21 protein-coding genes and 1 tRNA gene are annotated in these 22,372 nt (G+C 72.8%); 6 read left to right on the forward strand and 16 right to left on the reverse strand.

The genetic code is table 11. The features are described from left to right. Positions 1-22: 22 nt before the first annotated feature. The 4 genes from ACFY0O_RS21050 to ACFY0O_RS21065 are packed head-to-tail and all read right to left on the reverse strand — an operon-like array spanning position 23 to position 3,821. Positions 23-1,180 (reverse strand): serine hydrolase domain-containing protein, encoded by a 1,158-nt coding sequence (locus tag ACFY0O_RS21050; RefSeq protein WP_388948526.1) that lies wholly within the window; start codon positions 1,178-1,180, stop codon positions 23-25. Between the two features lie 28 nt (positions 1,181-1,208). Further along, complete coding sequence (locus ACFY0O_RS21055) at positions 1,209-2,015, reverse strand: energy-coupling factor ABC transporter ATP-binding protein (protein WP_388948528.1); 807 nt, start codon at positions 2,013-2,015, stop codon at positions 1,209-1,211. After that, positions 2,003-2,764 carry a cobalt ECF transporter T component CbiQ gene (gene cbiQ, locus ACFY0O_RS21060; RefSeq protein WP_388948531.1) on the reverse strand — a complete coding sequence of 254 codons (762 nt, stop codon included), beginning with the start codon at positions 2,762-2,764 and terminating at the stop codon, positions 2,003-2,005. The genes ACFY0O_RS21055 and cbiQ overlap by 13 nt, the downstream gene beginning before the upstream one ends. A 1-nt stretch (position 2,765) precedes the next feature. Continuing rightward, positions 2,766-3,821, reverse strand: a complete 1,056-nt coding sequence (locus tag ACFY0O_RS21065; protein ID WP_388948533.1) for an energy-coupling factor ABC transporter permease — start codon at positions 3,819-3,821, stop codon at positions 2,766-2,768. A gap of 176 nt (positions 3,822-3,997) precedes the next feature. Between ACFY0O_RS21065 and ACFY0O_RS21070 the strand changes: the two genes are divergently transcribed. Beyond that, entirely contained in the window at positions 3,998-4,429 is a 432-nt protein-coding gene (locus ACFY0O_RS21070) for an SsgA family sporulation/cell division regulator (RefSeq protein WP_388948536.1), read from the forward strand. Positions 4,430-4,535: 106 nt separating this feature from the next. Here ACFY0O_RS21070 and ACFY0O_RS21075 read toward each other — a convergent pair whose 3' ends face one another. Together ACFY0O_RS21075 and ACFY0O_RS21080 are read right to left on the reverse strand one after the other, a co-directional pair. Next, positions 4,536-6,746, reverse strand: a complete 2,211-nt coding sequence (locus tag ACFY0O_RS21075; RefSeq protein WP_388948539.1) for an MMPL family transporter — start codon at positions 6,744-6,746, stop codon at positions 4,536-4,538. A gap of 137 nt (positions 6,747-6,883) precedes the next feature. Then, on the reverse strand, positions 6,884-7,462 hold the full coding sequence (locus tag ACFY0O_RS21080; RefSeq protein ID WP_388948890.1) for a TetR/AcrR family transcriptional regulator: 579 nt from the start codon (positions 7,460-7,462) through the stop codon (positions 6,884-6,886). Positions 7,463-7,708: 246 nt separating this feature from the next. On the opposite strand from ACFY0O_RS21080, the gene ACFY0O_RS21085 reads away from it, so the two are divergent. Beyond that, positions 7,709-10,972 (forward strand): S41 family peptidase, encoded by a 3,264-nt coding sequence (locus ACFY0O_RS21085; protein ID WP_388948541.1) that lies wholly within the window; start codon positions 7,709-7,711, stop codon positions 10,970-10,972. A 186-nt stretch (positions 10,973-11,158) separates the two neighbouring features. On the opposite strand, the gene ACFY0O_RS21090 is transcribed toward ACFY0O_RS21085, so the two are convergent. The 4 genes from ACFY0O_RS21090 to ACFY0O_RS21105 all read right to left on the reverse strand — a co-directional run bounded on the left by ACFY0O_RS21090 (position 11,159) and on the right by ACFY0O_RS21105 (position 14,906). Beyond that, entirely contained in the window at positions 11,159-11,338 is a 180-nt protein-coding gene (locus ACFY0O_RS21090) for a hypothetical protein (RefSeq protein WP_388948543.1), read from the reverse strand. A 102-nt stretch (positions 11,339-11,440) separates the two neighbouring features. Then, positions 11,441-12,328 (reverse strand): SDR family oxidoreductase, encoded by an 888-nt coding sequence (locus ACFY0O_RS21095; protein ID WP_388948545.1) that lies wholly within the window; start codon positions 12,326-12,328, stop codon positions 11,441-11,443. After that, the gene (locus ACFY0O_RS21100; RefSeq protein WP_388948548.1) at positions 12,325-13,278 is read right to left on the reverse strand and encodes an alpha/beta fold hydrolase; all 954 of its coding nucleotides are present in this window, start codon (positions 13,276-13,278) and stop codon (positions 12,325-12,327) included. The genes ACFY0O_RS21095 and ACFY0O_RS21100 overlap by 4 nt, the downstream gene beginning before the upstream one ends. Continuing rightward, a complete protein-coding gene (locus tag ACFY0O_RS21105; RefSeq protein WP_388948892.1) occupies positions 13,275-14,906 on the reverse strand; it encodes a flavin-containing monooxygenase in 1,632 nt (543 codons plus the stop codon). Before ACFY0O_RS21105 ends, ACFY0O_RS21100 begins: the two co-directional genes overlap by 4 nt. Before the next feature lie 221 nt (positions 14,907-15,127). Between ACFY0O_RS21105 and ACFY0O_RS21110 the strand changes: the two genes are divergently transcribed. Next, positions 15,128-15,835, forward strand: coding sequence for a MerR family transcriptional regulator (locus ACFY0O_RS21110; protein ID WP_388948551.1), 708 nt, complete (start codon positions 15,128-15,130; stop codon positions 15,833-15,835). On the opposite strand, the gene ACFY0O_RS21115 is transcribed toward ACFY0O_RS21110, so the two are convergent. Continuing rightward, a complete protein-coding gene (locus ACFY0O_RS21115) occupies positions 15,817-16,620 on the reverse strand; it encodes an exodeoxyribonuclease III (RefSeq protein WP_388948553.1) in 804 nt (267 codons plus the stop codon). The genes ACFY0O_RS21110 and ACFY0O_RS21115 overlap by 19 nt on opposite strands. 38 nt (positions 16,621-16,658) lie before the next feature. Between ACFY0O_RS21115 and ACFY0O_RS21120 the strand changes: the two genes are divergently transcribed. Next, positions 16,659-17,168, forward strand: coding sequence for a GNAT family N-acetyltransferase (locus ACFY0O_RS21120; protein ID WP_388948555.1), 510 nt, complete (start codon positions 16,659-16,661; stop codon positions 17,166-17,168). Positions 17,169-17,398: 230 nt separating this feature from the next. On the opposite strand, the gene ACFY0O_RS21125 is transcribed toward ACFY0O_RS21120, so the two are convergent. Next, positions 17,399-18,736 carry a CoA transferase gene (locus ACFY0O_RS21125; protein ID WP_388948557.1) on the reverse strand — a complete coding sequence of 446 codons (1,338 nt, stop codon included), beginning with the start codon at positions 18,734-18,736 and terminating at the stop codon, positions 17,399-17,401. 94 nt (positions 18,737-18,830) lie between these two features. Here ACFY0O_RS21125 and ACFY0O_RS21130 point away from each other — a divergent pair, with 94 nt between their 5' ends. Next, entirely contained in the window at positions 18,831-19,397 is a 567-nt protein-coding gene (locus ACFY0O_RS21130; protein ID WP_388948560.1) for a hypothetical protein, read from the forward strand. A gap of 187 nt (positions 19,398-19,584) precedes the next feature. Beyond that, positions 19,585-19,809 (forward strand): hypothetical protein, encoded by a 225-nt coding sequence (locus ACFY0O_RS21135; protein WP_388948561.1) that lies wholly within the window; start codon positions 19,585-19,587, stop codon positions 19,807-19,809. Here the strand turns inward: ACFY0O_RS21135 and ACFY0O_RS21140 are convergent. The 4 genes from ACFY0O_RS21140 to ACFY0O_RS21155 all read right to left on the reverse strand — a co-directional run bounded on the left by ACFY0O_RS21140 (position 19,791) and on the right by ACFY0O_RS21155 (position 22,320). Beyond that, a tRNA-Ala gene (locus ACFY0O_RS21140) sits at positions 19,791-19,864 on the reverse strand. The two genes, ACFY0O_RS21135 and ACFY0O_RS21140, sit on opposite strands and share 19 nt — an antisense overlap. A 128-nt stretch (positions 19,865-19,992) precedes the next feature. Continuing rightward, a complete protein-coding gene (locus ACFY0O_RS21145) occupies positions 19,993-21,027 on the reverse strand; it encodes a hypothetical protein (protein ID WP_388948564.1) in 1,035 nt (344 codons plus the stop codon). Positions 21,028-21,181: 154 nt separating this feature from the next. After that, complete coding sequence (locus ACFY0O_RS21150; protein ID WP_388948566.1) at positions 21,182-21,802, reverse strand: GNAT family N-acetyltransferase; 621 nt, start codon at positions 21,800-21,802, stop codon at positions 21,182-21,184. 17 nt (positions 21,803-21,819) lie between these two features. Further along, positions 21,820-22,320, reverse strand: coding sequence for a molybdenum cofactor biosynthesis protein B (locus ACFY0O_RS21155; protein WP_388948895.1), 501 nt, complete (start codon positions 22,318-22,320; stop codon positions 21,820-21,822). Positions 22,321-22,372 lie beyond the last annotated feature (52 nt).

A 22,372-nucleotide genomic window follows, 5' to 3' on the forward strand; every position in this document is an offset into this window, starting at 1 on the left:
AAACCGACAAACAAACAAATCGCTAAAGGCAGGCGCGCAGCGCCCGCACCAGCGCCTGCGCGCGCGGGTCGGCGGTCACCGACTTGGCGTGCGCGTTGGTGACGTAACCGAAGCCGATGCCCGCCTCCGGGTCCGCGAAGGCCAGCGACCCGCCGCGGCCCGGGTGGCCGAAGGAGGCCGGGGACAGCAGCGGGGACGCCGGCCCGTGCAGCATGTAGCCCGGCCCGAACCGGGTACCCACGACCAGCACCCGGTCGGGGCCCGCGGCGAACTCCGTGCCCGCCAGCGCCGTGGTCGCGGGCGTGAAGATACGGGCCCCGTCCTCCACCACCCCGATCGTCGCGGCGTAGAAGCGGGCCAGGGCGCGCGCCGTGCCGATGCCGGCCGAGCCGGGGAGCTCCGCCGCCTGGTAGACGGGGTCGTTCTCGTCGGGCGCCGGGTCGATGGCGGCGAAGGCACGGCGGGTGAGGGACTCCGGGTCGGCGTACGCCTCCGAAACGTTTCTCCTCGGCCGCGTCTTCAGCAGCCCCGCACCCGGCGGGGGCTCGACCGGCGCCACCCGGCCCACCCGGTGCGCCTCGCCCTCCGGCAGGCCGATCCAGAAGTCCAGCCCCAGCGGCTCGGCCATCTCCTCGGCCAGGATCCCGCCGACGGTCCGCCCCGTGACCCGCAGCACCAGCTCGGACACCAGCCAGCTGAAGGTCTGCGCGTGGTAGCCGTGCGCACTGCCGGGCTCCCAGAACGCCTGCTGCGCGGCGACGGCCCTCGCCCCGGACACCCCGTCCGCGGCCTCGGCCACCGTCAGCCCCCGGTCCAGCGCGGGTACGCCGGCCTGGTGGGCGAGCAGATGGCGGACCAGGGTCCGCTCCTTGCCGCCCGCCTTGAACTCCGGCCAGTACGCGCTCACGGGCGCGTCCAGGTCCAGCAGTCCGCGCTGCTGCAGCAGCAGGGGGACCGCCGCGGCCACGCCCTTGGTCGCCGACCGCACGATCGTCGCGGTGTCCTCGGCCCAGGGCTCGGTGCCGTTCGCGTCCTTGGTTCCGCCCCACAGGTCGACGATCTTGCGGCCGTCCCGGTACACGGTCACGGCCGCGCCCCGGTCCCCGAGGACCTCGAAGTTGCGCGCGAAGGCCTCGCGTACGGGCTCGAAGCCCTCGGTCACCACACCCTGGATGTTCACGAGCACACCAACAACCCCGGCCCCGCCCTTATGCCGCGGCCACCGACCGCGGGTCGAACCCGAACGGCAGCTCCAGCCGGTGCGCCCCCATCAGCTCCTCGTCGCACAGCAGGTCCCGGGTGCGTCCGTCGGCCGCGATGACCCCCTCGCTGAGGATCACCGACCGCGGGCAGAGCTCCAGGGCGTACGGCAGGTCGTGCGTCACCATCAGGACGGTGACGTCCAGCCCCCGCAGGATGTCGGCGAGCTCGCGCCGCGAGGCGGGGTCGAGGTTGGAGGAGGGCTCGTCCAGGACGAGGATCTCGGGCCGCATGGCCAGTACGGTCGCCACCGCCACCCGGCGGCGCTGCCCGAAGGACAGGTGGTGCGGCGGGCGGTCGGCGAAGCCGGCCATGCCGACCTGTTCGAGGGCCTCGCGGACGCGCGTCTCCAGTTCAGCGCCGCGCAGGCCGGCGGCCGCGGGGCCGAAGGCCACGTCCTCGCGCACGGTCGGCATGAACAGCTGGTCGTCGGGGTCCTGGAAGACGATGCCGACCCGCCGCCGGATCTCGGCGAGGTTGCGCTTCTCCACGGGCAGCCCGGCCACGGTGACGGAGCCGACGCCGCCGCCCAGGATGCCGTTGAGGTGCAGGACGAGGGTGGTCTTCCCGGCGCCGTTGGGGCCGAGGAGGGCGACGCGCTCGCCGCGCCCGACGGTGAGGTCGACGCCGAAGAGGGCCTGGTGCCCGTCCGGGTAGGCGTACGCGACCCCGGACACCTCCAGCGAAGGCGCGAGGCTGATGTCAGCGGGCGCAGCAGATGCATGAGAGGCAGAGGAGGCGTTCACAGCGCCCATCCCATCAGACAGACGGCGAGCGCCGTCACCGGGAGCACGGCCGCGTACGCCCACTGGGCGCGGGTGGCCGTCACGTCGTCGATCACCGGCATCGAGCCGGCGTAGCCGCGGCTGACCATCGCGAGGTAGACCCGCTCGCCGCGTTCGTAGGAGCGGATGAAGAGGGCGCCCGCGGTCTTGGCGAGCACCCCCCAGTGCTGGACGCCGCGCGCCTCGAAGCCGCGCGAGCGCCGGGCGATGGACATCCGGCGCAGTTCGCCGGTGATGACGTCCCCGTAGCGGATCATGAAGGAGGCGATCTGCACGAGCAGCGGCGGGAGTTTCAGCCGCTGGAGGCCCAGCAGCAGCGCGCGCAGTTCGGTGGTCGAGGCGAGGAGCACGGAGGCGGCGACGCCGAGGGTGCCCTTGGCCAGTACGTTCCAGGCGCCCCACAGCCCGGAGACGCTCAGCGACATGCCGAGCACGTCCACCCGCTCGCCCTGCGACACGAAGGGCATGAGCACGGCGAACAGCACGAACGGCACCTCGATCAGCAGCCGCCGCAGCAGGAACCCCGCGGGGACCCGGGCCGCGGCCGCGACCGCGGCGAGGAGGACGGCGTACAGGGCGAACGCCCACATCGCCTCGCGCGGTGTCGACACGACGACGATCACGAACGCGGCGGTTGCGGCGATCTTGCAGTGCGGCGGCAGCTCGTGCACCGGCGAGTGCCCGTGCCGGTAGAGCTTGTGCGCGTGACCGGCTCCCACGTCAGCTCGCCGACGGGGCGGCCGTCGAGGTCGCGGTCAGGTCCTGGGCGCGGCGCCGGCGCACCACCCAGAAGATCCCGGTGCCGACGGCCACGGTCGCGCCCACGCCGATGACTCCGGCGAGGCCGCCGGACAGGCGGGCGTCGTCCACGTCCTTGACGCCGTAGTCGGCGAGCGGGGAGTCGGCGGTGGCGTGGTCCCGGGTCTTGGCGTCGATGCCCTTGTCGGCGGCCACCTTCTCGAGGCCGTCCGGGCTGCTGGAGGCGTAGAAGGAGACGAATCCGGCGAGCACGAGGGCGGTGACCAGCCCGCTCAGCCAGAGCTTGCGGGTGGAGCGGGCGGCGGCCGGGACGGGGGCCGCGGCGGGGGCGTCGACGAGCTCGCCGCCGACGCGCAGCTTCAGCGGGGCGGCCAGCCCGCGCGCGCCGTGCACCAGGTCGGGCCGTACGGCGATCACGGCGCCCACGGTCGCGGCGGTGATCAGGGCTTCTCCGATGCCGATGAGGACGTGGACGCCGACCATGGCGGTGAAGACCTTGCCGATCGGGACGTCGGTGGTGCCGCCGAGGGCGTAGAGGAGGGTGAACATGACGGCCGCGCCCGGGACCGAGAGCAGGGCTCCGGCGAAGGCGGCGACGGTGACCGAGCGCCGGCCCGACGGCAGGACCTTGAGCAGGAGGCGGAAGACGGCGTAGGAGACGAGGACGGTCACCACGGCCATGTTCAGGATGTTGACGCCGAGCGCGGTCAGGCCGCCGTCAGCGAAGAGGATGCCCTGCATCAGCAGGACGACGGACACGCAGAGCACGCCGGTGTAGGGGCCGACGAGTATCGCCGCGAGCGCGCCGCCGAGGAGGTGGCCGCTGGTGCCGGCGGCGACGGGGAAGTTCAGCATCTGAACGGCGAAGATGAAGGCGGCGACGAGGCCGGCCAGCGGTGCGGTGCGTTCGTCGAGCTCGCGGCGGGCGCCGCGCAGGCTGACCGCGACGGCGGCGGTGGCCGCCACTCCTGCGGCCACCGAGACGGGTGCGTCGATGAATCCGTCGGGCACGTGCATGGAGCGGCTCCGCTTCCTCTTCCTCACAGGAGTGTTCAACCGTTCAAGAGTAGTGCCCACTTGCAAATGATTGGCAAGAGCTGCCGCCTCACAAATACATACGTGCGGTTTCGTGGGAATGTGCGAGGCTGGACGAACAAACGGACGTGAATGTTCCGATTCGAGGAGTCCGGTCGATGTCAGCCACCGCCGAGAATCCACCAGCCACCGCCGCGGTCGTCGAGGAGCGGGTCAGCGCCCGCGTGATCAGCGACGACCCCCTTTACCGCGCGATCCCGGTCGCCCTGCGGTTCACCCCCGCCGAGCCGCTGGCCGTCCGGATCGTCTTCCCCGCCGAGGTGACCCCCGAGGGCACCGACAACGAGTGGGCCTTCCCCCGCGCCCTTCTGGAGGCCGGGCTGCTCGCGCCGACCGGGACCGGGGACGTACGGGTCTGGCCCTGCGGCCGGGTTCAGGCGGTGGTCGAGTTCCACTCCCCCGAGGGTGTCGCCGTCATCCAGTTCGACAGCGCCGTCCTGCGCCGCTTCCTGCGCCGCACGTACTCCACCCCCGGCGGCGGCAGACCCGACGGCACCGCAGCGCGCGCCGTGGCCACCCGTACGGCGTAGCGAACGCGGCCGGCCCCGCACCTGGGGGTTCCAGATGCGGGGCCGACATTCACATGCTTCACACTCGCCGCCAGGCATGAGCCGGACGGGCGGGCAGCCGATCGGGTCAGGCGTTGACCAGCTCGCGCCGCTTGTCGGGGTCCTCCGGGGACCCGGCCTCCGCCGCGGTCTCCCCGAGGTGCTTGCGCAGGCTCTCGCCCTCCACGTCCACGTTGGGCAGGATCCGGTCCAGCCAGCGCGGCAGCCACCAGGCCTTGTGGCCGAGGAGCGCCAGCACCGCCGGCACGATCGCCATGCGCACCACGAACGCGTCGAACAGGACGGCGACGGCCAGGCCGAAGCCGATCATCTTGACCATCGCGTCGCTGGCGCCCAGGAAGCCGGAGAAGACGGCGATCATGATGACGGCGGCGGCGACGACCACCCGCGCACTGAACTGGAAGCCGGTCACGACCGCCTGCCCCGGGCGCTCGCCGTGGACGTACGCCTCCCTCATCCGGGTGACGAGGAAGACCTCGTAGTCCATCGCCAGGCCGAACACGACACCCACCATGAAGATCGGCATCATCGACATGATCGGACCGGTCTGCTCCACCCCGAAGACCGAGCCGAGCCAGCCCCACTGGAAGACCGCGACGACCGCGCCGAGGGCGGCGACCACCGACAGCAGGAACCCGAGCGCCGCCTTGAGCGGAACCAGGATCGAGCGGAACACCAGCATCAGCAGCAGGAACGCCAGGCCGACCACCAGCGCCAGGTAGGGCAGCAGCGCGTCGTTCATCTTCTGCGAGAAGTCGATGTTCATCGCCGTCGCGCCGGTGACGAACACGTCGTTCCCGTTGCCCTCGCGGATCTTGTGGACCAGGTCCTCGGTCTGCGTCGAGGACGGGCGCTCCTTCGGGATCACGCTGATGACCGCGGCGTCCTTGGCCTCGTTCTGGTGCGGCGGGGTCACCGCGACCACGCCGTCCAGCTTCTTGATCCGGTCGGCCGTCTGGTCGGCGAGCGCCTTGTCGCCGTCCACGACCACCATCAGCGGACCGTTGAAGCCCGGGCCGAAGCCCTCGGACAGCAGGTCGTACGCCTTGCGCTGGCTGGTGGAGACGGGCTTGGAGCCGTCGTCCGGCAGGCCCATCTCCAGCTTGCTCGCCGGCACCGCGATGGCGCCGAGACCGATCACACCGGCCAGCAGCACCACGACCGGGCGGCGCAGCACGAAGCGGGCCCAGCGGGTGCCGCCGTTGGGCTTGACCTCGGCGCCGGCCGGGCGGCCCTTGCCGAAGAGCTTGCTCTTCTTGCCGGCCGGCAGCACCTTCTTGCCCGCGAAGCCGAGGATCGCCGGGACCAGCGTCAGGGCGACGAGCACCGCGATGACCACCGTTCCGGCGGCCGCCACACCCATCTTCGTCAGCATCGGGATGTTGACGACGGCCAGGCCCACCAGGGCGATGACCACGGTCAGACCGGCGAACACGACAGCGGAACCGGCGGTTCCGGCAGCCCGGCCCGCAGCCTCGTCGCGCTCACGGCCCTCGGCCAGCTCCGCGCGGTAGCGGGAGACGATGAACAGCGCGTAGTCGATGCCGACCGCCAGGCCGATCATCATCGCGAGGGTGGAGGTGGTGGAGCCGAGGTCCAGCACGTTGGCGAGCGCGGTGATCGAGGAGACGCCGATCCCGACGCCGATCAGCGCGGTCAGCAGCGGCAGCCCCGCCGCGACCAGCGAGCCGAAGGTGATGACCAGGACGATGCCGGCGATCAGGATGCCGATGGCCTCGCCGGAGCCGGTCTCGGGAGCCTCCATCAGCGCGTCGCCGCCGATCTCCACCTGGAGGCCGGCCTGCTGCGCGCCATGCCCGGAGTCCTTGAGGGCGTCACGCGTGACGTCCTTCAGCTCCATGCCGCTGACCTTGTACTTCACCGTGATGTAGGTGGTGGAGCCGTCCTGGCTCACCGCCCGCATCTGGTACGGGTCGTCGACGGTGGCGACCTGCGCGGCGCCCTCGCCCTGCTTCAGACCGGAGATGAGCTTCTCGACCTCGGACTTGGGGCCCTGGTCGGTGACCTTGGCGCCGGCCGGCGCCTTGACGACGATGCGGGCGGTCGCGCCGTCGGCGGACATGCCCGGGAACTTCTTGTCCAGCAGGTCGAAAGCCTTCTGGGCCTCGGTGCCGGGGATCGAGAACGAGCCGGAGGTCGGCGCGGCAGCCGTCGCCGCGCCGAAGCCGGCGGCGACCAGCAGCGCCACCCATATGAGGGCGACGAGGCCGCGGCGCCTGAAGGCGCCGCGCCCGAGCCGGTAGAGGAAGGTGGCCACGTCGTGGTTCTCCCGTTTCAGGTCGTGGGATGGATCCTGCGCCCATACGGCCGTGGGCCATGGGCGGATCAGGGCGTGGAAAGCCGGCCCGACGACGAGAGCGGCGTGTCAGGAGCAGCAGGCGGTTCTTGTGGGGATCAGACGCCGAGGGCGGGGAAGACGACGGCGTCGATGAACTGGGTGAGGAACGCCCGGTCGACGGACCGGTCCTCGATCAGCGGAAGTGCGATGAACGCCCCGATCAGCACGTGCGGCACGAAGTCCAGCGCCGGACAGTCCGGGCTGACCTCACCCCGCTCCACCGCGCGCCGGAGCATGGCCTGGAGACCGTTGATCTCCGGGTCGACCAGCAGGTCGCGCAGCGCCCGGTGCAGCTCCGGGCTCGCGTGGACGGCATGGGCCAGACCCCGCATGAGAGCGGTGTCCTTGGCCATCTGCGCGTCGTCGGAGTGCGCGACCAGGCGGGCGAAGTCCCCGCGCAGGGTGCCCGTGTCGATCTCCCCCACGGAGACCGGCTGGGTACACCGAAGGGCCTTCGCGACCAGTTCCGGCTTGCTCCCCCACTGGCGGTAGAGGGTGGCCTTGCTGGACTTCGTACGGGCGGCGACCGCGTCCATGGTCAGCGCCTCGTAGCCGACCTCGCGGAGGAGGTCGAGGACCGCCTCGTGCAGTTCGGCTTCCCGCTCGGGGGTGATCCGGCTGCGCCGTGCCGACATCGCGTCGGTGACCCGGCAGCTTCCCTTCATCACGACCACCCATCCGAACGAAACGGTTTCGTACACCTGAAGCCTACCCCGGCGCTTAACGAAACGAAACCGTTCCGTTTCGCTACGACGGTGGCGTCGGTCACACGACTCGCACCCTACGGATCCCGCGCCCGAGCCCCCGCCGATCCCCGGCGGAGCACCGGTGGAGCACCTGTACGAGTTGCCGGGCCCCCCTTGCACGGAAAGCATTGGGGGGTGAGTCACGACGTCGCGTACCTCCGCTATCCGCACCTGCACGACGAACTGCTGTGTTTCGCCACCGAGGACGATCTCTGGGTCGCGCCCCTGGTCCCGGCGGGCCACACCCCCGGCCGGGCCTGGCGCATCACCGTCGACCGCACCCGGGTCGGCCACCCCCGCTTCTCCCCCGACGGGCGGCACATCGCCTTCACCACATGGCGCAGCCTGGACCCCGAGATCCACCTCGCCCCCGTGGACGGCGGTCCGGCACGCCGGCTCAGCTACTGGGGCTCCACCGACACCCGCGTCTGCGGCTGGGACCCCGACGGCAACGTCCTCGCCGTCTCCTCCCACGGACAGCCGTTCTCGTACTACTCCTGGGCCTACAAACTGCCCACCGACGGCAGCCCCGGCGGCCGCCTGCCCTGGGGACCGGTCTCCGACATCCAGGTCGCCGACGTCGACGGCGAGCACCGCACCCTGCTGCTGACCGGCAAGCCCCCGCACGAGCCCGCCGCCTGGAAGCGCTACCGCGGCGGCGCCACCGGCCGGCTGTGGCTGCACGGCAAGCGCCTGCTGGAGGACGTCGAGGGCCACCTCGACGCGCCCATGTTCGTCGGCGGCCGCATCGCCTTCCTCTCCGACCACGAGGGCGTCGGCAACCTCTACTCCTGCCTCCCCGACGGCACCGGCCTGCGCCGCCACACCGACCACGACGAGTTCTACGCCCGCCACGCCTCCAGCGACGGCTCCCGCGTCGTCTACCAGTGCGCCGGCGACCTGTGGCTGGTGGAATCCCTCGACCCGGACGCCTCCCCGCGCAAGCTCGACGTCCGGCTCGGCGGCCCGCGCGCGGGACGACGTACGTACCAGGTGCCGGCCGCCAGCAACGTCGACTCGCTGTCCGTGGACACCACCGGCCGGGCCAGCGCCGTCGTCATCCGCGGCAGCCTCTACTGGCTCACCCACCGCGACGGACCCGCCCGCACCATCGCCGACACCCCGGGCGTGCGCGTCCGCCTCCCGGAGATGCTCGGCAGCGGCGGCCAGGTCGCGTACGTGACCGACGCCGAGGGCGAGGACGCCGTCGAGATCGCCTACCTCCCCCGCGCCTCCGGCGAGCGCGAGCCGCGCCGGCTCGCCTCGGGCGAGCTGGGCCGCGTCACCGAGCTGCTGTCCGACCCTGCGGGCGAGCGGCTCGCCATCGCCTCCAACGACGGACGGCTGCTGCTCCTCGACGCGACGGAGGAGTCCAACGGGGAGGTCACCGAGCTGATCCGGTCCATCAACGGGCCCGTCACCGACCTCGCCTTCTCCCCCGACGGCTGCTGGCTGACCTGGTCGCACCCCGGCATCGGGCGCTCGCTGCGGCAGATCAAGATGGCGAAGATCTCCGGACCGGGCGCGCACGTCGTCGTCGACGTCACCAACGGCCGCTTCGAGGACGAGAACCCGGTCTTCACCCGCGACGGCCGCTACCTCGCCTTCCTGTCGTGGCGCGGATTCGACCCGGTGTACGACGTCCACACCGGCGACCTGTCGTTCCCGCTGGGCTGCCGCCCGTACCTGGTGCCGCTGTCCTCCGCCACCCCGTCCCCGTTCGCCTTCTCCCCCGACGGCCGCCCGGCGGCGGGCGGGCTCGACCCCGTCGAGGGGGAGCCCGGCGAGGGCGACGGAACGGTGATCGTGGAGGTGGAGGGCCTGGAGAGCCGGGTCACCCCGTTCCCCGTGACCGCCTCGAAGTACTCGGCCCTGCAACCCGTGCACGGCGGCGGACTGGTGTGGCTGCGCTGGCCCATCTCGGGCGCGCTCGGCGAGACCTTCGCCAACCCGGCCGACACCAGCGGCAAGCCGACGCTGGAGCACTTCGACATGACCAAGGCCCGCAAGACGGAACTGGCCTCCGGGCTGGACTGGTTCGCGGTCAGCGGCGACGGCAGCCGGCTGGTCGTCAACGACGACGGTGACCTTCGCGCCGTGCCGGCCACCGAATCGGGTGACGGCGACTCCACCGTCTACCTCGACCTGCGGCGCATCCTGCACGAGGTGGACCCGGCCGCCGAGTGGCGGCAGGCCTACGAGGAGGCGGGCCGGCTCATCCGCGCGTACTTCTGGGAACCGAACATGTGCGGCATCGACTGGGACGGGGTGCTGACCCAGTACCGGCCCCTGGTCGAACGGGTCGCCTCCCCCGACGAGTTCGCCGACCTGCTGCGCGAGGTGCTCGGCGAACTCGGCACCTCGCACGCCTACGTCTCCCCTGCCCGCCGCAACGAGGGCCCGCCGCACTACCAGCGGGCGATCGGCCTGCTCGGCGCCAACCTGGTGCGCCGGGAGGAGGGCTGGGTGGTCGCACGGATCCTGCCCGGCGAGTCCTCCGACTCCAAGGCCCGCTCCCCGCTGGCCGGCACCGGAATCCGCGACGGCGCGGTGCTCACCCATGTCGACGGCCGGCCCGTGGACCCGGTCGCCGGCCCCTACCCGCTGCTCGCGGCGGCCGGGGGCACGACGGTGGAACTGACGTTCACCCCGGCCGAGGGCGAGGGCCGCTCACGGCGCGTGGCGGTCGTACCGCTCGTCGACGAACGGCCGCTGCGCTACCAGGACTGGGTGTCCAAGCGCCGCGCCGTGGTCCGCGAGGTCAGCGGCGGCCGCTGCGGCTACCTGCACATCCCCGACATGGGCGGCTCGGGCTGGGCGCAGTTCAACCGCGACCTGCGCATGGAGATGTCCCGGCCCGCCCTGATCGTCGACGTGCGCGGCAACGCCGGCGGGCACATCAGTGAACTCGTCGTCGAAAAACTCACCCGATCGATTCTGGGCTGGGACCTGACGCGTGACGCGCAGCCGGTGAGTTACGCCTCCAACGCGCCGCGCGGCCCCATCGTGGCGCTGGCCGACGAGGCCACCTCCTCCGACGGGGACATGATCACCGCCGCGTTCAAACTGCTCGGCCTGGGCCCGGTCGTCGGCCAGCGCACCTGGGGCGGGGTGGTCGGCATGACCGGCCGTCACACCCTCGGCGACGGCACGGTCATCACCGTGCCGATGAACGCGGCGTGGTTCCCGGAGTACGGGTGGTCGGTGGAGAACCACGGCGTGGAACCGGACCTGGAGATCATGCGCACGCCCCTCGACTGGGCGGAGGGCCGGCACGCCCAGCTGGACGACGCGGTCTACCTGGCACTGGAGCTGCTGGAGCAGGACCCGGCCGCGATCCCGCCCGGCTACACCGACGTCCCGGACGGCCGCCGCCCGAAGCTGCCGCCGCGGCCGTAGTCCCCGCGGCCGGCCCTGGCCCCGGTCCAGGTCCAGGTCCGGGTCCGGGTCCCGGTCCGGGTCCGGGTCCCGGTCCGGATCCGGCAGAAGGGGCGCGACCCGTCGGCAGTACGGGTCGCGCCCCTCGGCGCTGTGCGCGGCGGGCCTGGTGGCAGTCAGGCCCGGGGAGTTCCCACCGGGGCGGGGTCAGTCCCAGCTGTCGTCGATCTCGTCACGGACGCCGTCCTTCTGCTGCTGCGTCTGCGACTTCTTCGCCTTGGCCTGCTGGGAACGCGAGGAGGCCTGCTCCTTCGCGCCCTGCTGGGCCTTCTGCGCCTTGTCCTTGAGTTCCTGCGCCTTGTCCTGGAACTGGTCCTTGATACCCATGCGTGCACTCCCTGAGGGGTGTTGGTGGTTGGGCCTCGACCAGACTGACACGCGGGAATAAATGCCGCATTTTGATCAGCGGGGCGCTGGTCCGCGCACGGCTCAGCGGCGGCTCTGCGCGCGTTCCTGCTCGTCGGCGGCCCCGCCCGCACCCACCAGCCCCTTGGGGACTCCGGCCAGTCGGGGTTCGAACCGCTTCATCTCGCGCTGCCCCCCGGCCGCGATGACCGCCGGCAGGTAACCGCGCACGCCCTGCGTCCCGCGCAGCCACCACTGCGCGTACACGTGCGCCGACCGCCGCTCGATCCCGGCGACGATCCGGTCCACGGCCGGGCCCAGCGGGTAGGTCCGGTTCGCCGGCCAGGGCAGGCGTCCGCGCAGTTCGCGCATCACGTCGTGCTGGTCGGCGCCGCGGACCATGTCGGTGTCCGTCCAGGAGAGGTAGCCGACACCCACCTTGACCCCCTTGTAGCCGACCTCGGCGCGCAGGCAGTGCGCGAAGGCCTCGACCCCGGACTTGGAGGCGCAGTACGCCGTCATCATCGGCGCCGGGGTGATCGCGGCGAGGGAGGCGATCTGCAGGAAGTAGCCGCGGCTCTCCATGAGCACGGGCAGGAAGGCGCGGGCGGTGACGGCGCCGCCGATCAGGTTGACCTCGATCACCCGCCGCCACGCCTCCGGGTCGGAGTCCGCGAACGGGCCGCCGGAGGCGACCCCCGCGTTGGCCACGACGATGTCGACCTTGCCGAAGCGCTGCTTGACCTCCTGTGCGACCCGGGCCATCGCCTCGTGGTCGGTGACGTCGGCGTACCAGTGGTCGCTGTCGGTGTGCAGCCGCTCGGAGACCTCCTTGAGCGCCTCCGGCTCCAGGCCGACGAGCGCGACCTTCGCGCCGCGCGCGGACAGCTTGCGGGCGAGCAGCTCGCCGACCCCGCGGGCGGCGCCGGTGACGACGGCGACCTGGCCTTCCAGACTCCTGCGAGCACTCACGGCGTCTTCTCCTTCTCGGTCGTGGAGGTGGTGGTCGTCGCCGCCGGCGCGGTCAGGTACCGGGACGTCAACTCACGCAGGGCGGAACTCACCGCTTCGGGCGCCTCAACAGGGGTCATATGCCCCATTCCGGTGAGCTCGGTCAGCCCCACGCAGTGCGGGAGCGCGGCCGCGATCCCGCGGGCGTGCACGACGGGGGTCAGCCGGTCGTCACGGCCCACGATGACGGCGGTGGGCACGGTCAGCCGCGCCACCGCGGCGTCCAGGTCGAGCCCGGCCAGCACGTGCGACCAGGCGCGGCGCACCCCGGCGGGACAGGCGTGCACGATCCGGGCGCAGGCTTCCACCCGTTCGGGTGCGGAGCCGGGGCCCATGGTCGCGTACTTGAGCACCGCCCGGGTGGCGGGGGTGACGGGCCCGAGCGGGGCGGGCGAGCCCAGCAGCCCCTGGGTGATACGGGTCCGCGCGCGCCCCGGCCGCAGCGGCAGCACGGTCGCCTCCGCGACCAGCCGCGAGCTGCCGGTGCTGCACAGCAGGACGGCCGCGGCGTGCTCGGCGAACCGCGGCCGGTCAGCGGCGGCCATGACGGTCATACCGCCCATGGAGTGCCCGGCGAGGACGGCCCGCTCGCCGGGGGCGAGGGTGGCGTCGAGCACGGCGACCAGGTCGTCGGCGAGGGCGGCGGTGCTGTACGCGGCGGCGGCCGGGCTGCGGCCGTGGCCCCGCTGGTCGTAGGCGATGACCCGGTGGTCGCGGGACAGCTCCCGTATCTGTGCGGCCCAGAAGGCGGTGGAGCAGGTCCAGCCGTGGGAGAGGACGACGGCCGGCGCGCCGTCGGGTCCGTGCACCTCGACGTGCAGCCGGGACCCGTCGGCGGAGACGGCGGTCAGTTCACGGCCGGCGACCGGCGGCGCGTACCGCCCGGCGGTGACGTACGGCGGCCGGCTCACGCCGCGCCCTCCCCGGCGGAAGCCGGCTCGGCGGCCGCGGCCGAGGCGGGAGCGGCCGCGGCGGTCGCGGTGGCGGTGGCCGGGACCCGCTGGGCTGCCCCCTCGCGCCCCCGTACCCGTACGACCTCGTACTCGGCCAGGTCGACCGTCAACGTCGCACGCCGGAACTCACCCGTCGTGCCCGGCCAGACGGTCGTGTTGCGTCCCTGTGCGTCCAGGTACCAGCTGGTGCAGCCGCCGGTGTTCCACACCGTCCGCTCCATCCGCGTCTGCACGTGCCGGTTCCACTGGTTGACGGCGGACGGGCGCACGGCCAGCGCGGTGCGCCCGCCCCGGCCGCCTCCGCCGAGGAGGGACAGCTGGCGCAGGTAGTCCGCCATGTAGTTCAGCTGGGACTCGATCATCAGGATCATCGAGCTGTTGCCGAGGCCGGTGTTCGGCCCGATGATCGTCATCCAGTTCGGGAAGCCGGCGGCCGTCGCCCCGCGCAGCGCCTGCATCCCGTCCTTCCACGCGTCCGCGAGCGTCTGCCCGTCCGCGCCGACCACCCGGTCGGCGATCGGCATGTCGGTGACGTGGAACCCGGTGCCGAAGATGATCGCGTCGACCTCCGTCTCGGTCCCGTCCGCGGCGACCAGCACCGAGCCCCGCACCTCCTTCAGCCCGGAGGCGACCAGGTCCACGTCGGGCCGGGCGAGGGCCGGGTAGTACTCGCTGGACAGCAGGATCCGCTTGCAGCCGATCCGGTACGAGGGCGTCAGCTTGGCCCGCAGCGCCGGGTCCTTGATGGAGCGCGCCATATTGGCCTTGGCCAGCGATTCGATCAGCCCGAGCTGGTTCGGCCGCTTGGTGAAGGCGCTGACCTGCAGCTCCCGGATCCCCCACAGCAACCCGCGCCGGGCGGCCTGGGTGAACGGCAGCTGGCGGTGCAGCCGGCGTTCGAGGGAGCTGATCGCCCGGTCGGTGCGCGGCATGACCCACGGAGGGGTGCGCTGGAAGAGGGTCAGACGGGCCGTCTTCGGGGCGATGGCCGGCACGATCTGGATCGCGGAGGCGCCCGTACCGATCACGGCGACCCGCTTGCCGGTCAGGTCGTAGTCGTGGTCCCAGCGCGCGGAGTGGAACACCTTGCCGGGGAACTCGTCCAGCCCCGGGATCTCCGGCATCTTCGGGTCGGACAGCGGCCCGGTCGCCGAGACCACGACGTCGGCGGTGAAGGAGCCCGCCGAGGTGTCGATCTCCCACCGCAGTTCCTCGGTGTCCCAGCGCATCATCAGGACCTCGTGGCCGAAGCGGATGTGCGGGCGCAGCCCGAAGGTGTCGGCGACGTGTTCCAGGTAGGCGCGGATGGCCGGCTGCCCGGAGAAGGTGCGCGGCCAGTCGGGGTTGGGGGCGAAGGAGAAGGAGTACAGGTGCGAGGGGACGTCGCAGGCGCACCCGGGATAGCTGTTGTCGCGCCAGGTGCCGCCGACGGAGTCGGCCCGCTCCAGCACGACGAAGTCCGTGATCCCCTCGCGCCGCAGCCGCACGGCCGCCCCGAGCCCGCCGAAGCCGGACCCGATCACCGCCACCCGTACGTGCTCACGCCCGCGCTCACGCCCGTGCCCGCGCCCGCCCCTGCCGTCCATGCCGCTCATGCCCGCCGCCTCCCGCTTCCGCAGTCCGTCCCAGCCACGTCAAGCCACGCCATCACACACGTGCACCGCAACACTGCCAGCAATCACTGGCACAATCGGGAGGGTAGAGCAGCTCCGTACCCATGGGTAGGGGTCGCGCCCGGAAAGTTACTGCGGGTACGCCCTAGGCTGCGCATGTGGAGACGCGGGGGACGTGGGAGGCGGAGGCGGCTGTGACGCGCGAGTACCGGACGCAGGAGCTGGCGGAGGCCGCGGGCATCCCGGTGCGCACCCTGCGCTTCTACCGCGAGCGCAAGCTGCTCCCGCCGCCCCGCCGCGAGGGCCGGATCGCCTGGTACGACGACCAGCACCTGGCCCGGCTGCGCACCATCGCCGCCCTGCTCGAACGCGGTCACACCCTCGGCGGCATCGCGGAACTCACCGCCGCCTTCGAGAAGGGCCGCGACGTCGGCCAGCTCGGCGAGCTGCTCGGCATCGGGTGGACGGACGAGACTCCCGTCCGGCTGTCGCCGGAGGCACTGGCCGACTACTTCGAGGGCGAGGTCACCCCGGAGAACCTGGCGGCCGCGCTCGACCTCGGCTACCTCGCTCCCGACGGCGAGGAGATCGTGCACGTCAGCCGGCGCCTGCTCGACGTCTCCTCGGCCCTGGTCCGCGAGGGCGTACCGCTGGCGGCGGTACTGGAGACGGGCCGGCGGGTGCGCGAGCACGCTGACACGCTGGCGGCACTGTTCACCGAGCTGATCTCCGCCCACATCGGGGAGGAGGCCGTCGGCAGGCTGCGCCCCCTGGCCAAGCACGTGGTCGAGGCTGAACTCACGATGGCGATGGACCGCCTCCACCAGAGCCGCCACCCCGGACCGCCGCGGACCCCGCAGCCGCCCCAGGCCTCTCAGCCGCCTCAGACGCCGAGCTCGTAGACGACGGTCACCGGCGCGTGGTCGGACCACCGCTCCGGGTGCGTCTCGGCCCGCTCGACGAACGCCTTGACGGCCCTGGCGGCCAGCCCCGGGGTCGCGACCTGGAGGTCGATGCGCCAGCCGGCGTCGTTGTCGAAGGCCCGCCCGCGGTAGGACCACCAGGAGTACGGGCCCTCCGCGTCGGGGTGCAGCACGCGCACGACGTCGACGTAGCCGGCCTCCGAGTACACCTTCCCGAGCCATTCGCGCTCTTCGGGCAGGAACCCGGCGTTCTTGCGGTTGGTCTTCCAGTTCTTCAGGTCGACCTCCTGGTGGCAGATGTTCCAGTCACCGCACACCACCACCTCCCGGCCGTCGGCGGCCGCCCGGACCTTCAGCGCCTGGAGGTAGGTGTGGAACTCCGCCATGAAGCGGTACTTCTCCTCCTGCTTCTCCGTCCCGGCCTCGCCGGAGGGCAGGTACAGGCTGGCCACGGTGACCCCGGGCAGGTCGATCTCGACGTACCGCCCGCTCGCGTCGAACTCGTCACTGCCGAAGCCCACCTGCACCCGTTCAGGTGACTTCCGCGTATACAGGGCGACGCCGGCCCGGCCCTTCGCGGCGGCCGGCGCGAACACGGTGTGCCAGCCCTCGGGCTCCCGGGCCTCCACCGGAATCTGCGCTTCCTCCGCCCGTACCTCCTGCAGGCACACGACGTCGGCATCGGATCCGGCGAGCCACTCGACGAAGCCCTTCTTCGCGGCGGCGCGGATCCCATTCACATTCACGGAGGTCACGGTGAGCATCCCAGCACCATAACCGCAGCCTTCCGTACGATGTTCTGATGTCTCACGGGATACACCTGCGCGCCGTACCGTACGACCACCCGGACGCGCTGAAACTCGACGCCCAGGTCCAGCTCGAATACCAGGAGCGCTACGACGGCGAGGGCGACGCCACTTACCTCGACCCGGCGATGTTCCTCCCGCCGTCCGGGCTCTACCTGCTCGCGTACGACGCCTCGGACACCCCGGTGGCGAGCGGCGCCTGGCGTGCGCAGGATCACAACGACGAGGGCTACTCGGACGGCGACGCCGAGGTCAAGCGCATGTACGTGATCCCCGAGGCCCGCGGCCTGGGGCTGGCCCGCCGCATCCTGGCCGAGCTGGAGGCCGACGCGGCGGCGGCCGGACGCCGGCGGATGGTCCTGGAGACGGGCGACCGGCAGCCCGAGGCGATCGCGCTGTACCTGTCGTCGGGCTACGCGCTGTCCGAGAAGTTCGGCTACTACCGCGACTACGAATCGAGCCGCTGCATGGCCAAGCTCCTCCCGCCCCCGCGCACACCGGCCTGACACCCCGGCCGCCCGGCGCCGGTCCCCACCCGTCCACCCTTCGACCGCTCCCGGGCTCGACGCCGCACATCACCGAGCCCCACCGACGCTCAAGGCGCGGGGCCGGAACAGGTGAAGGGCGGGGCGGGGACCCGCCTCTGCCCAGCACCCCACCCGCATCCCGCACCCACCACCGTCCAGCACCCGTCATCGGGCACCCCGCACCCAACGCCGGCTCCCCTCCGTCCCCCCTACCGCGGCAGCCACACCGCCCGGTCGCTCCCCCACCGCGACGGCCCCCGCCGCCATTCCCCGAAGGGGCTCGCGGCGTGCCGCAGCGCCCCGTACCCGGAGTCCGCCTCCCGCAGCCACGGCTCCGCCCCGTACCCCGGTGTCCCGGCACCCGCCCCCGGTACCTCCCTCAGCAGCCACGACGCCGTCCCGGCCAGGGAGAACCGCAGCAGCCCCCCGCCGCCTTCCGCCAGCGCCCTGAGGACACCCGCCGCGACCAGGTACCCCGTCCCGTGGTCCAGCGCCTGCGCCGGCAGCACCCCGGGCATACCGTCCTCCCCGGCGCACCGCGCGGCGATCCCGTACCCCGCCTGCACCAGCGAGTCGAACCCCCGCCGCGCGGCCCACGGCCCCCGCCACCCCCACGCGCACAGCTCGGCCACCACCAGCCCCGGCCGCCGCTCCAGCAACTCCTCCCCGCCCAGCCCGAACCGCTCCAGCGCCCCCGGCCGGTATCCGGTCACCACCACGTCGGCCCCGTCGAGCAGCCCCTCCAGCACCGCGCGGTCCTCGGAACGCGCGAGGTCCAGGAGCGCCGACCGCTTCCCGAACCCGGTGTCCGCGTACGCGTCGTCCGCCTCCGGCAGCCCCGGCGCGTCGACGCGCAGCACATCGGCCCCGAGCACGCCGAGCGTGCGGGTGGCGACCGGGCCGGCGATGACCCGGGTCAGGTCCAGCACCCGCACCCCCGCCGCCGGAAGCCGCCCGGGCTCCGCCACGGCCGCCGGCCCCTGCACCCGTCTGCCGCGCCCGTCACCTCGTATCCACTCCACCAGCGGCTGCGGCTCCCCGTACTCGGCCGCCACCGCGACCGCCAGCCCGCCGTGCCCGTAGACGAGTTCCTGCGCCTCCACGGCCCCCCGCTCCGCGAGCGCCCCGCGTACCGCGTCCGCGGTCGCGGGCACGCCGAGGGCGCGTACGAGGGCCGCCTCGTGGTGCGGGTAGTTGGCGTGGGTGCGCACCCACCCGTCGGCCGCCCGCCAGAAGCCCGACAACGGCGCGAAACTCACCGGCGCACGCCCCGCCACCCGCAGGTGTCGCTCACTGACGAACGCCGTCGCCACGGCCCCCTCGTCCACCACCACGGGCGCCGCATCCCACGCCGTCCCCCCGGCCCGTACGGCGGCCAGCTCGGCCGCAGCCAGGGCGCACACCCCTACAGCGGCCCGCGCCAGCTCCCGCACCGGAAGCGGCCCCTCCAGACCGCTCGGCCCCCGATACCCCACCCGCCCGGCAAGCCCATCCGCCCCGCCGAGTGCCTCCCATGCTTGCGCCGTGGCGCCGTCCTCGCTCGTCATGCCCCCAGTGTGGCGTGACGGACCCTCAGGGCAGGCGTGCGGGATCCCCTGAACCGTCAGGGCCCCTGTCAGTGGGCACGGTTACCTTCCGGTCATGTCGAACTCGTACACGACGATGTGGACCAACCAGCTGTGCCGCCACCTCGAGCGTTCCGGTTACGCCGGCCAGCGGTTGACGATGCTGTTCGGCGGACCGCACCAGTCGCTCCCGAGCTTCCGCCGGGCAGGCGTGCAGCCCGGCGACCGGATCTACCCGGTGCGGGCCCTGGGCGCCCGGCTCTACGTGCTGGGCGCCATGGAGGTGTCCCGGATCATCCCCTACGAGGACGCGGGCGCCGCACTCCACGACGACGACTACGCGAAACTGCTGGACTGGCGGCCGCTGAAGGCCGGCTGTGTCACGGAGGTGCTGACGGGCCCACCGGGCTCCCCGCTCTCCTTCGGCACGACCGTCGCACCGGACCTGCTGGAACGGCTGACCTACACCTCACGCCGCCGCGGCGAACGGACCCTGAAGTACGTCGAGGAGGGCAGGCTGGTCCGTTCGGTCAGCCTCCACGGCATCTACCGGCTGACGCCCGGCTCCGCGACCGCACTGCACCAGCTGGTCGGCAACGCGGCTGCCACCGCACCGGCCCGGCCGCCGAGCGGGATCTCGTGACGACTCCCACGAGCACCCCACGTCCCCCGGCCGGTGTCCTTCTCCTGCGCCCCCGTCCGGATCCGGTCCCGTGGTTCGTCCGTGGCGTCGCCTGCGGGGACGTCGTCGAGGCCGAGCCCGACGGCCGGCGCCCTCTGGGCCGGGGGGGATGGTCCGGCCGTGTCAGAACTGCACGATCCGGCTGATCGTGCTGAAGGACGACGGCTCGGCTGCCGCCCGGCAGGACGTGTTGGACGCCTTCCACCGTCTCGGTACGACCGGCGAGGGGATCGAGCAGTACCGGATGGTCTCGTTGCAGGGATTCGTTCCCGGAAACGCCGAGATCCCGCCCCGCCTTCCGGCGGAACGGGATCTCGTGACGATTCCTGAGAGCTACTCAAGAACTGTTGTCTGTGGACCTGTGGGGATTTGAACCCCAGACCCCCTCGATGCGAACGAGGTGCGCTACCAGACTGCGCCACAGGCCCTTGCGACGTGTGAAACATTAGCATCCCGGCGCCGCTGCTCCAAAACGCGTTCCCGGGCCACGGCCCGCGGGCGCCGCGCACCGCCTGCGGCGGGGTCCGCGCAGGTCACACGCCGGGAGCCGGGGACGTCACTCGTTCGCGGCGCGGGGTCGTTCGTCGCTCTCGTACTGGTCGAAGAGCGGGGTGCGGCCGGCGTCGCGGCCGCGCGGGCGCGGGGTGGCCGGGTGGGGCTGCGCGTCCGCCTTCGCCGGGGCGGGGCCCGGCTGGGCCCGCAGGCGCGGGTTCGTGGGCTCGGCGGTGCTCGAACGGGTGGCGCTCCAGCCGTCCGGGTTGACGGGCCCGGTGGCGCGCGGCGCGACCGGGGCGGTCACGTACGTCGGCAGCGGCACCGGTACCGGTTCCCAGCTGTCGCCGCGCGCCGGACCACGCTCGCGCTCGCGCTGCTGGTCGACCCACTCGGCGTGGTCGGTCTGCTCGACGAGCGCACGGCGCCCCGCCTCCTGCGGGGACACCGGCGGCGCGGGGTCCGGCTCGGCGCCGCCGGCCGGCTCGGGGCCCTGGTCGCGGTGGCGGGAGCGGCTTTCGCGCAGGGCGCGGGCGGCCGCCTCGGCGCGACGCCGGTCCATGGTGAACTCGTAGCGCCGGCGTTCCTGGACGCGCAGGTGCACGATGTACGCGCTCAGCAGCAGCGCCGGCACGGCCGGCACCCACAGGTAGCGCAGCCCGCCGACGGCCGCGGCGATCGCGCCGCCGCTGAAGGCGAGGAAGAGCAGGGCCGTGGTGCGCCGGCGGCGTGCGAGGACCTGGAGGCGCTGCTGGCGCCGGACCCGTTCGACCCGTTCGACCTCGGCGGATCTCGGCTCGGCCCTGGTCGGGGGCACGCCGAAGGCCCGGGCGTCGGCGTCCACGGAATTCACCGTTTCCGTCGCCGCTTCCGGGTCCGCGTGGGGCTGGGCCTCCGCCTGGACTTCACCGCGCTCACGCAGCCCCTTGGCGTAACGCCGCTCCATTCCCGCCCGGCCGGAAAGCAGCCGGATGGCAGTGGAGAAGCGTTCCGTCGGACGCGCTTCGTTCAGCTCGTCCTGCCTCCGGAGCCACATGGGCACCAAGTAGGCGGCCCAGGCCCCGACGATGACTGCGTAGATGAGGCCGCTGCTGCTCACACCCCACACCGTAGAGGGGCGCGGCCGAGGGGATCAGCCAATTGGGCCGGTGTGTCGCACGATCCGGCTGATATCACCGACTTTTTTTGTGATTCTTCGGATCGGCTTATGGGCGAATCAACCAGCAATTCGAACGCTTTTGCGATTACCTGCTTTACGGAGCGGTCGCAGGCGGCGGGCTTTCCCTCTTCCGCACCCGCTTCCACCGCCGCAGCAGCCCCTCCGGTACCTCCTCGGCGGTGAGCGCAAAGACCAGGTGGTCGCGCCACGCCCCGTCGATATGTAGATAACGCGGCCGCAGCCCCTCCTCCCGGAAGCCCAGCTTCTCCACCACGCGGCGGCTCGGGCCGTTCTCCGGGCGGATGCACACCTCCATGCGGTGCAGTCCGACCCTCATGAAGCAGTGGTCTACCGCGAGCGCGACGGCCGTCGGCATCACCCCGCGCCCCGCCACGTCCCGGTCCACCCAGTAGCCCACATGGGCGGCGCACATCGACCCCCACGTGATGCCGGCGACCGTCAGCTGGCCGACCAGCCGTCCCTGGTACTCGATGACGAAGGGCAGCATCCGGCCCGCGTTCGCCTCCGCCCGCAGGTGGCGGACCATCTGCCGGTACGTCGGCCGGTGGATCACCGGCCCCCACGGCGCCGGCGGCGGGATCGTGGCCTCCCACGGCCGCAGCCAGTCGCGGTTGCGGCGGTTGACCTCGCGCCAGGCGCGCTGGTCGCGCAGTTTTATCGGCCGCAGCGTGACGTCGCCGTCCGTCAGCACCACGGGCCAGGACGGGCCGTTCAGCTCGGGCTCCCGGCCGCCGCGTCCGGTCTGGGGTGGTCGCCGCCGCGGATCTGGTCGACGGCGTGCGGCAGGATCCGCGCCAGCACCGCGAGGCCGTCCTTCACGCCGCCCGTGGAACCGGGCAGGTTCACGATCAGCGTGCGGCCCGCCACGCCCGCCAGGCCCCGCGACAGCGCGGCGGTCGGCACCTTGGCGAGGCCCTCGGCACGGATGGCCTGCGGGATGCCCGGGATCTCGTAGTCGAGCACGCGTGCGGTCGCGTCGGGGGTCCGGTCGGTCGGCGAGATGCCGGTGCCGCCCGTGGTGAGGATGACGTCGTACCCGGCGGTCACGCCCTCGCGGAGCGCCTCCTCGACGGGGTCCCCGTCCGGGACGACGCGCGGGCCGTCCACCGTGAAGCCCAGCTGCTCCAGCGCCTCGGCCAGCAGCGGGCCGCCCTTGTCCGCGTACACGCCCTGCGAGGCACGGTTGGAGGCGGTGACCACCAGGCCGCGCAGCGCCGGCGCCCCGGCGGCCGGCGCAGCGCCCTGCCCGGCCGCGGCGGCGGTG

The sequence above is a fragment of the Streptomyces sp. NPDC001594 genome (assembly GCF_042893675.1).
Classification (GTDB): domain Bacteria; phylum Actinomycetota; class Actinomycetes; order Streptomycetales; family Streptomycetaceae; genus Streptomyces.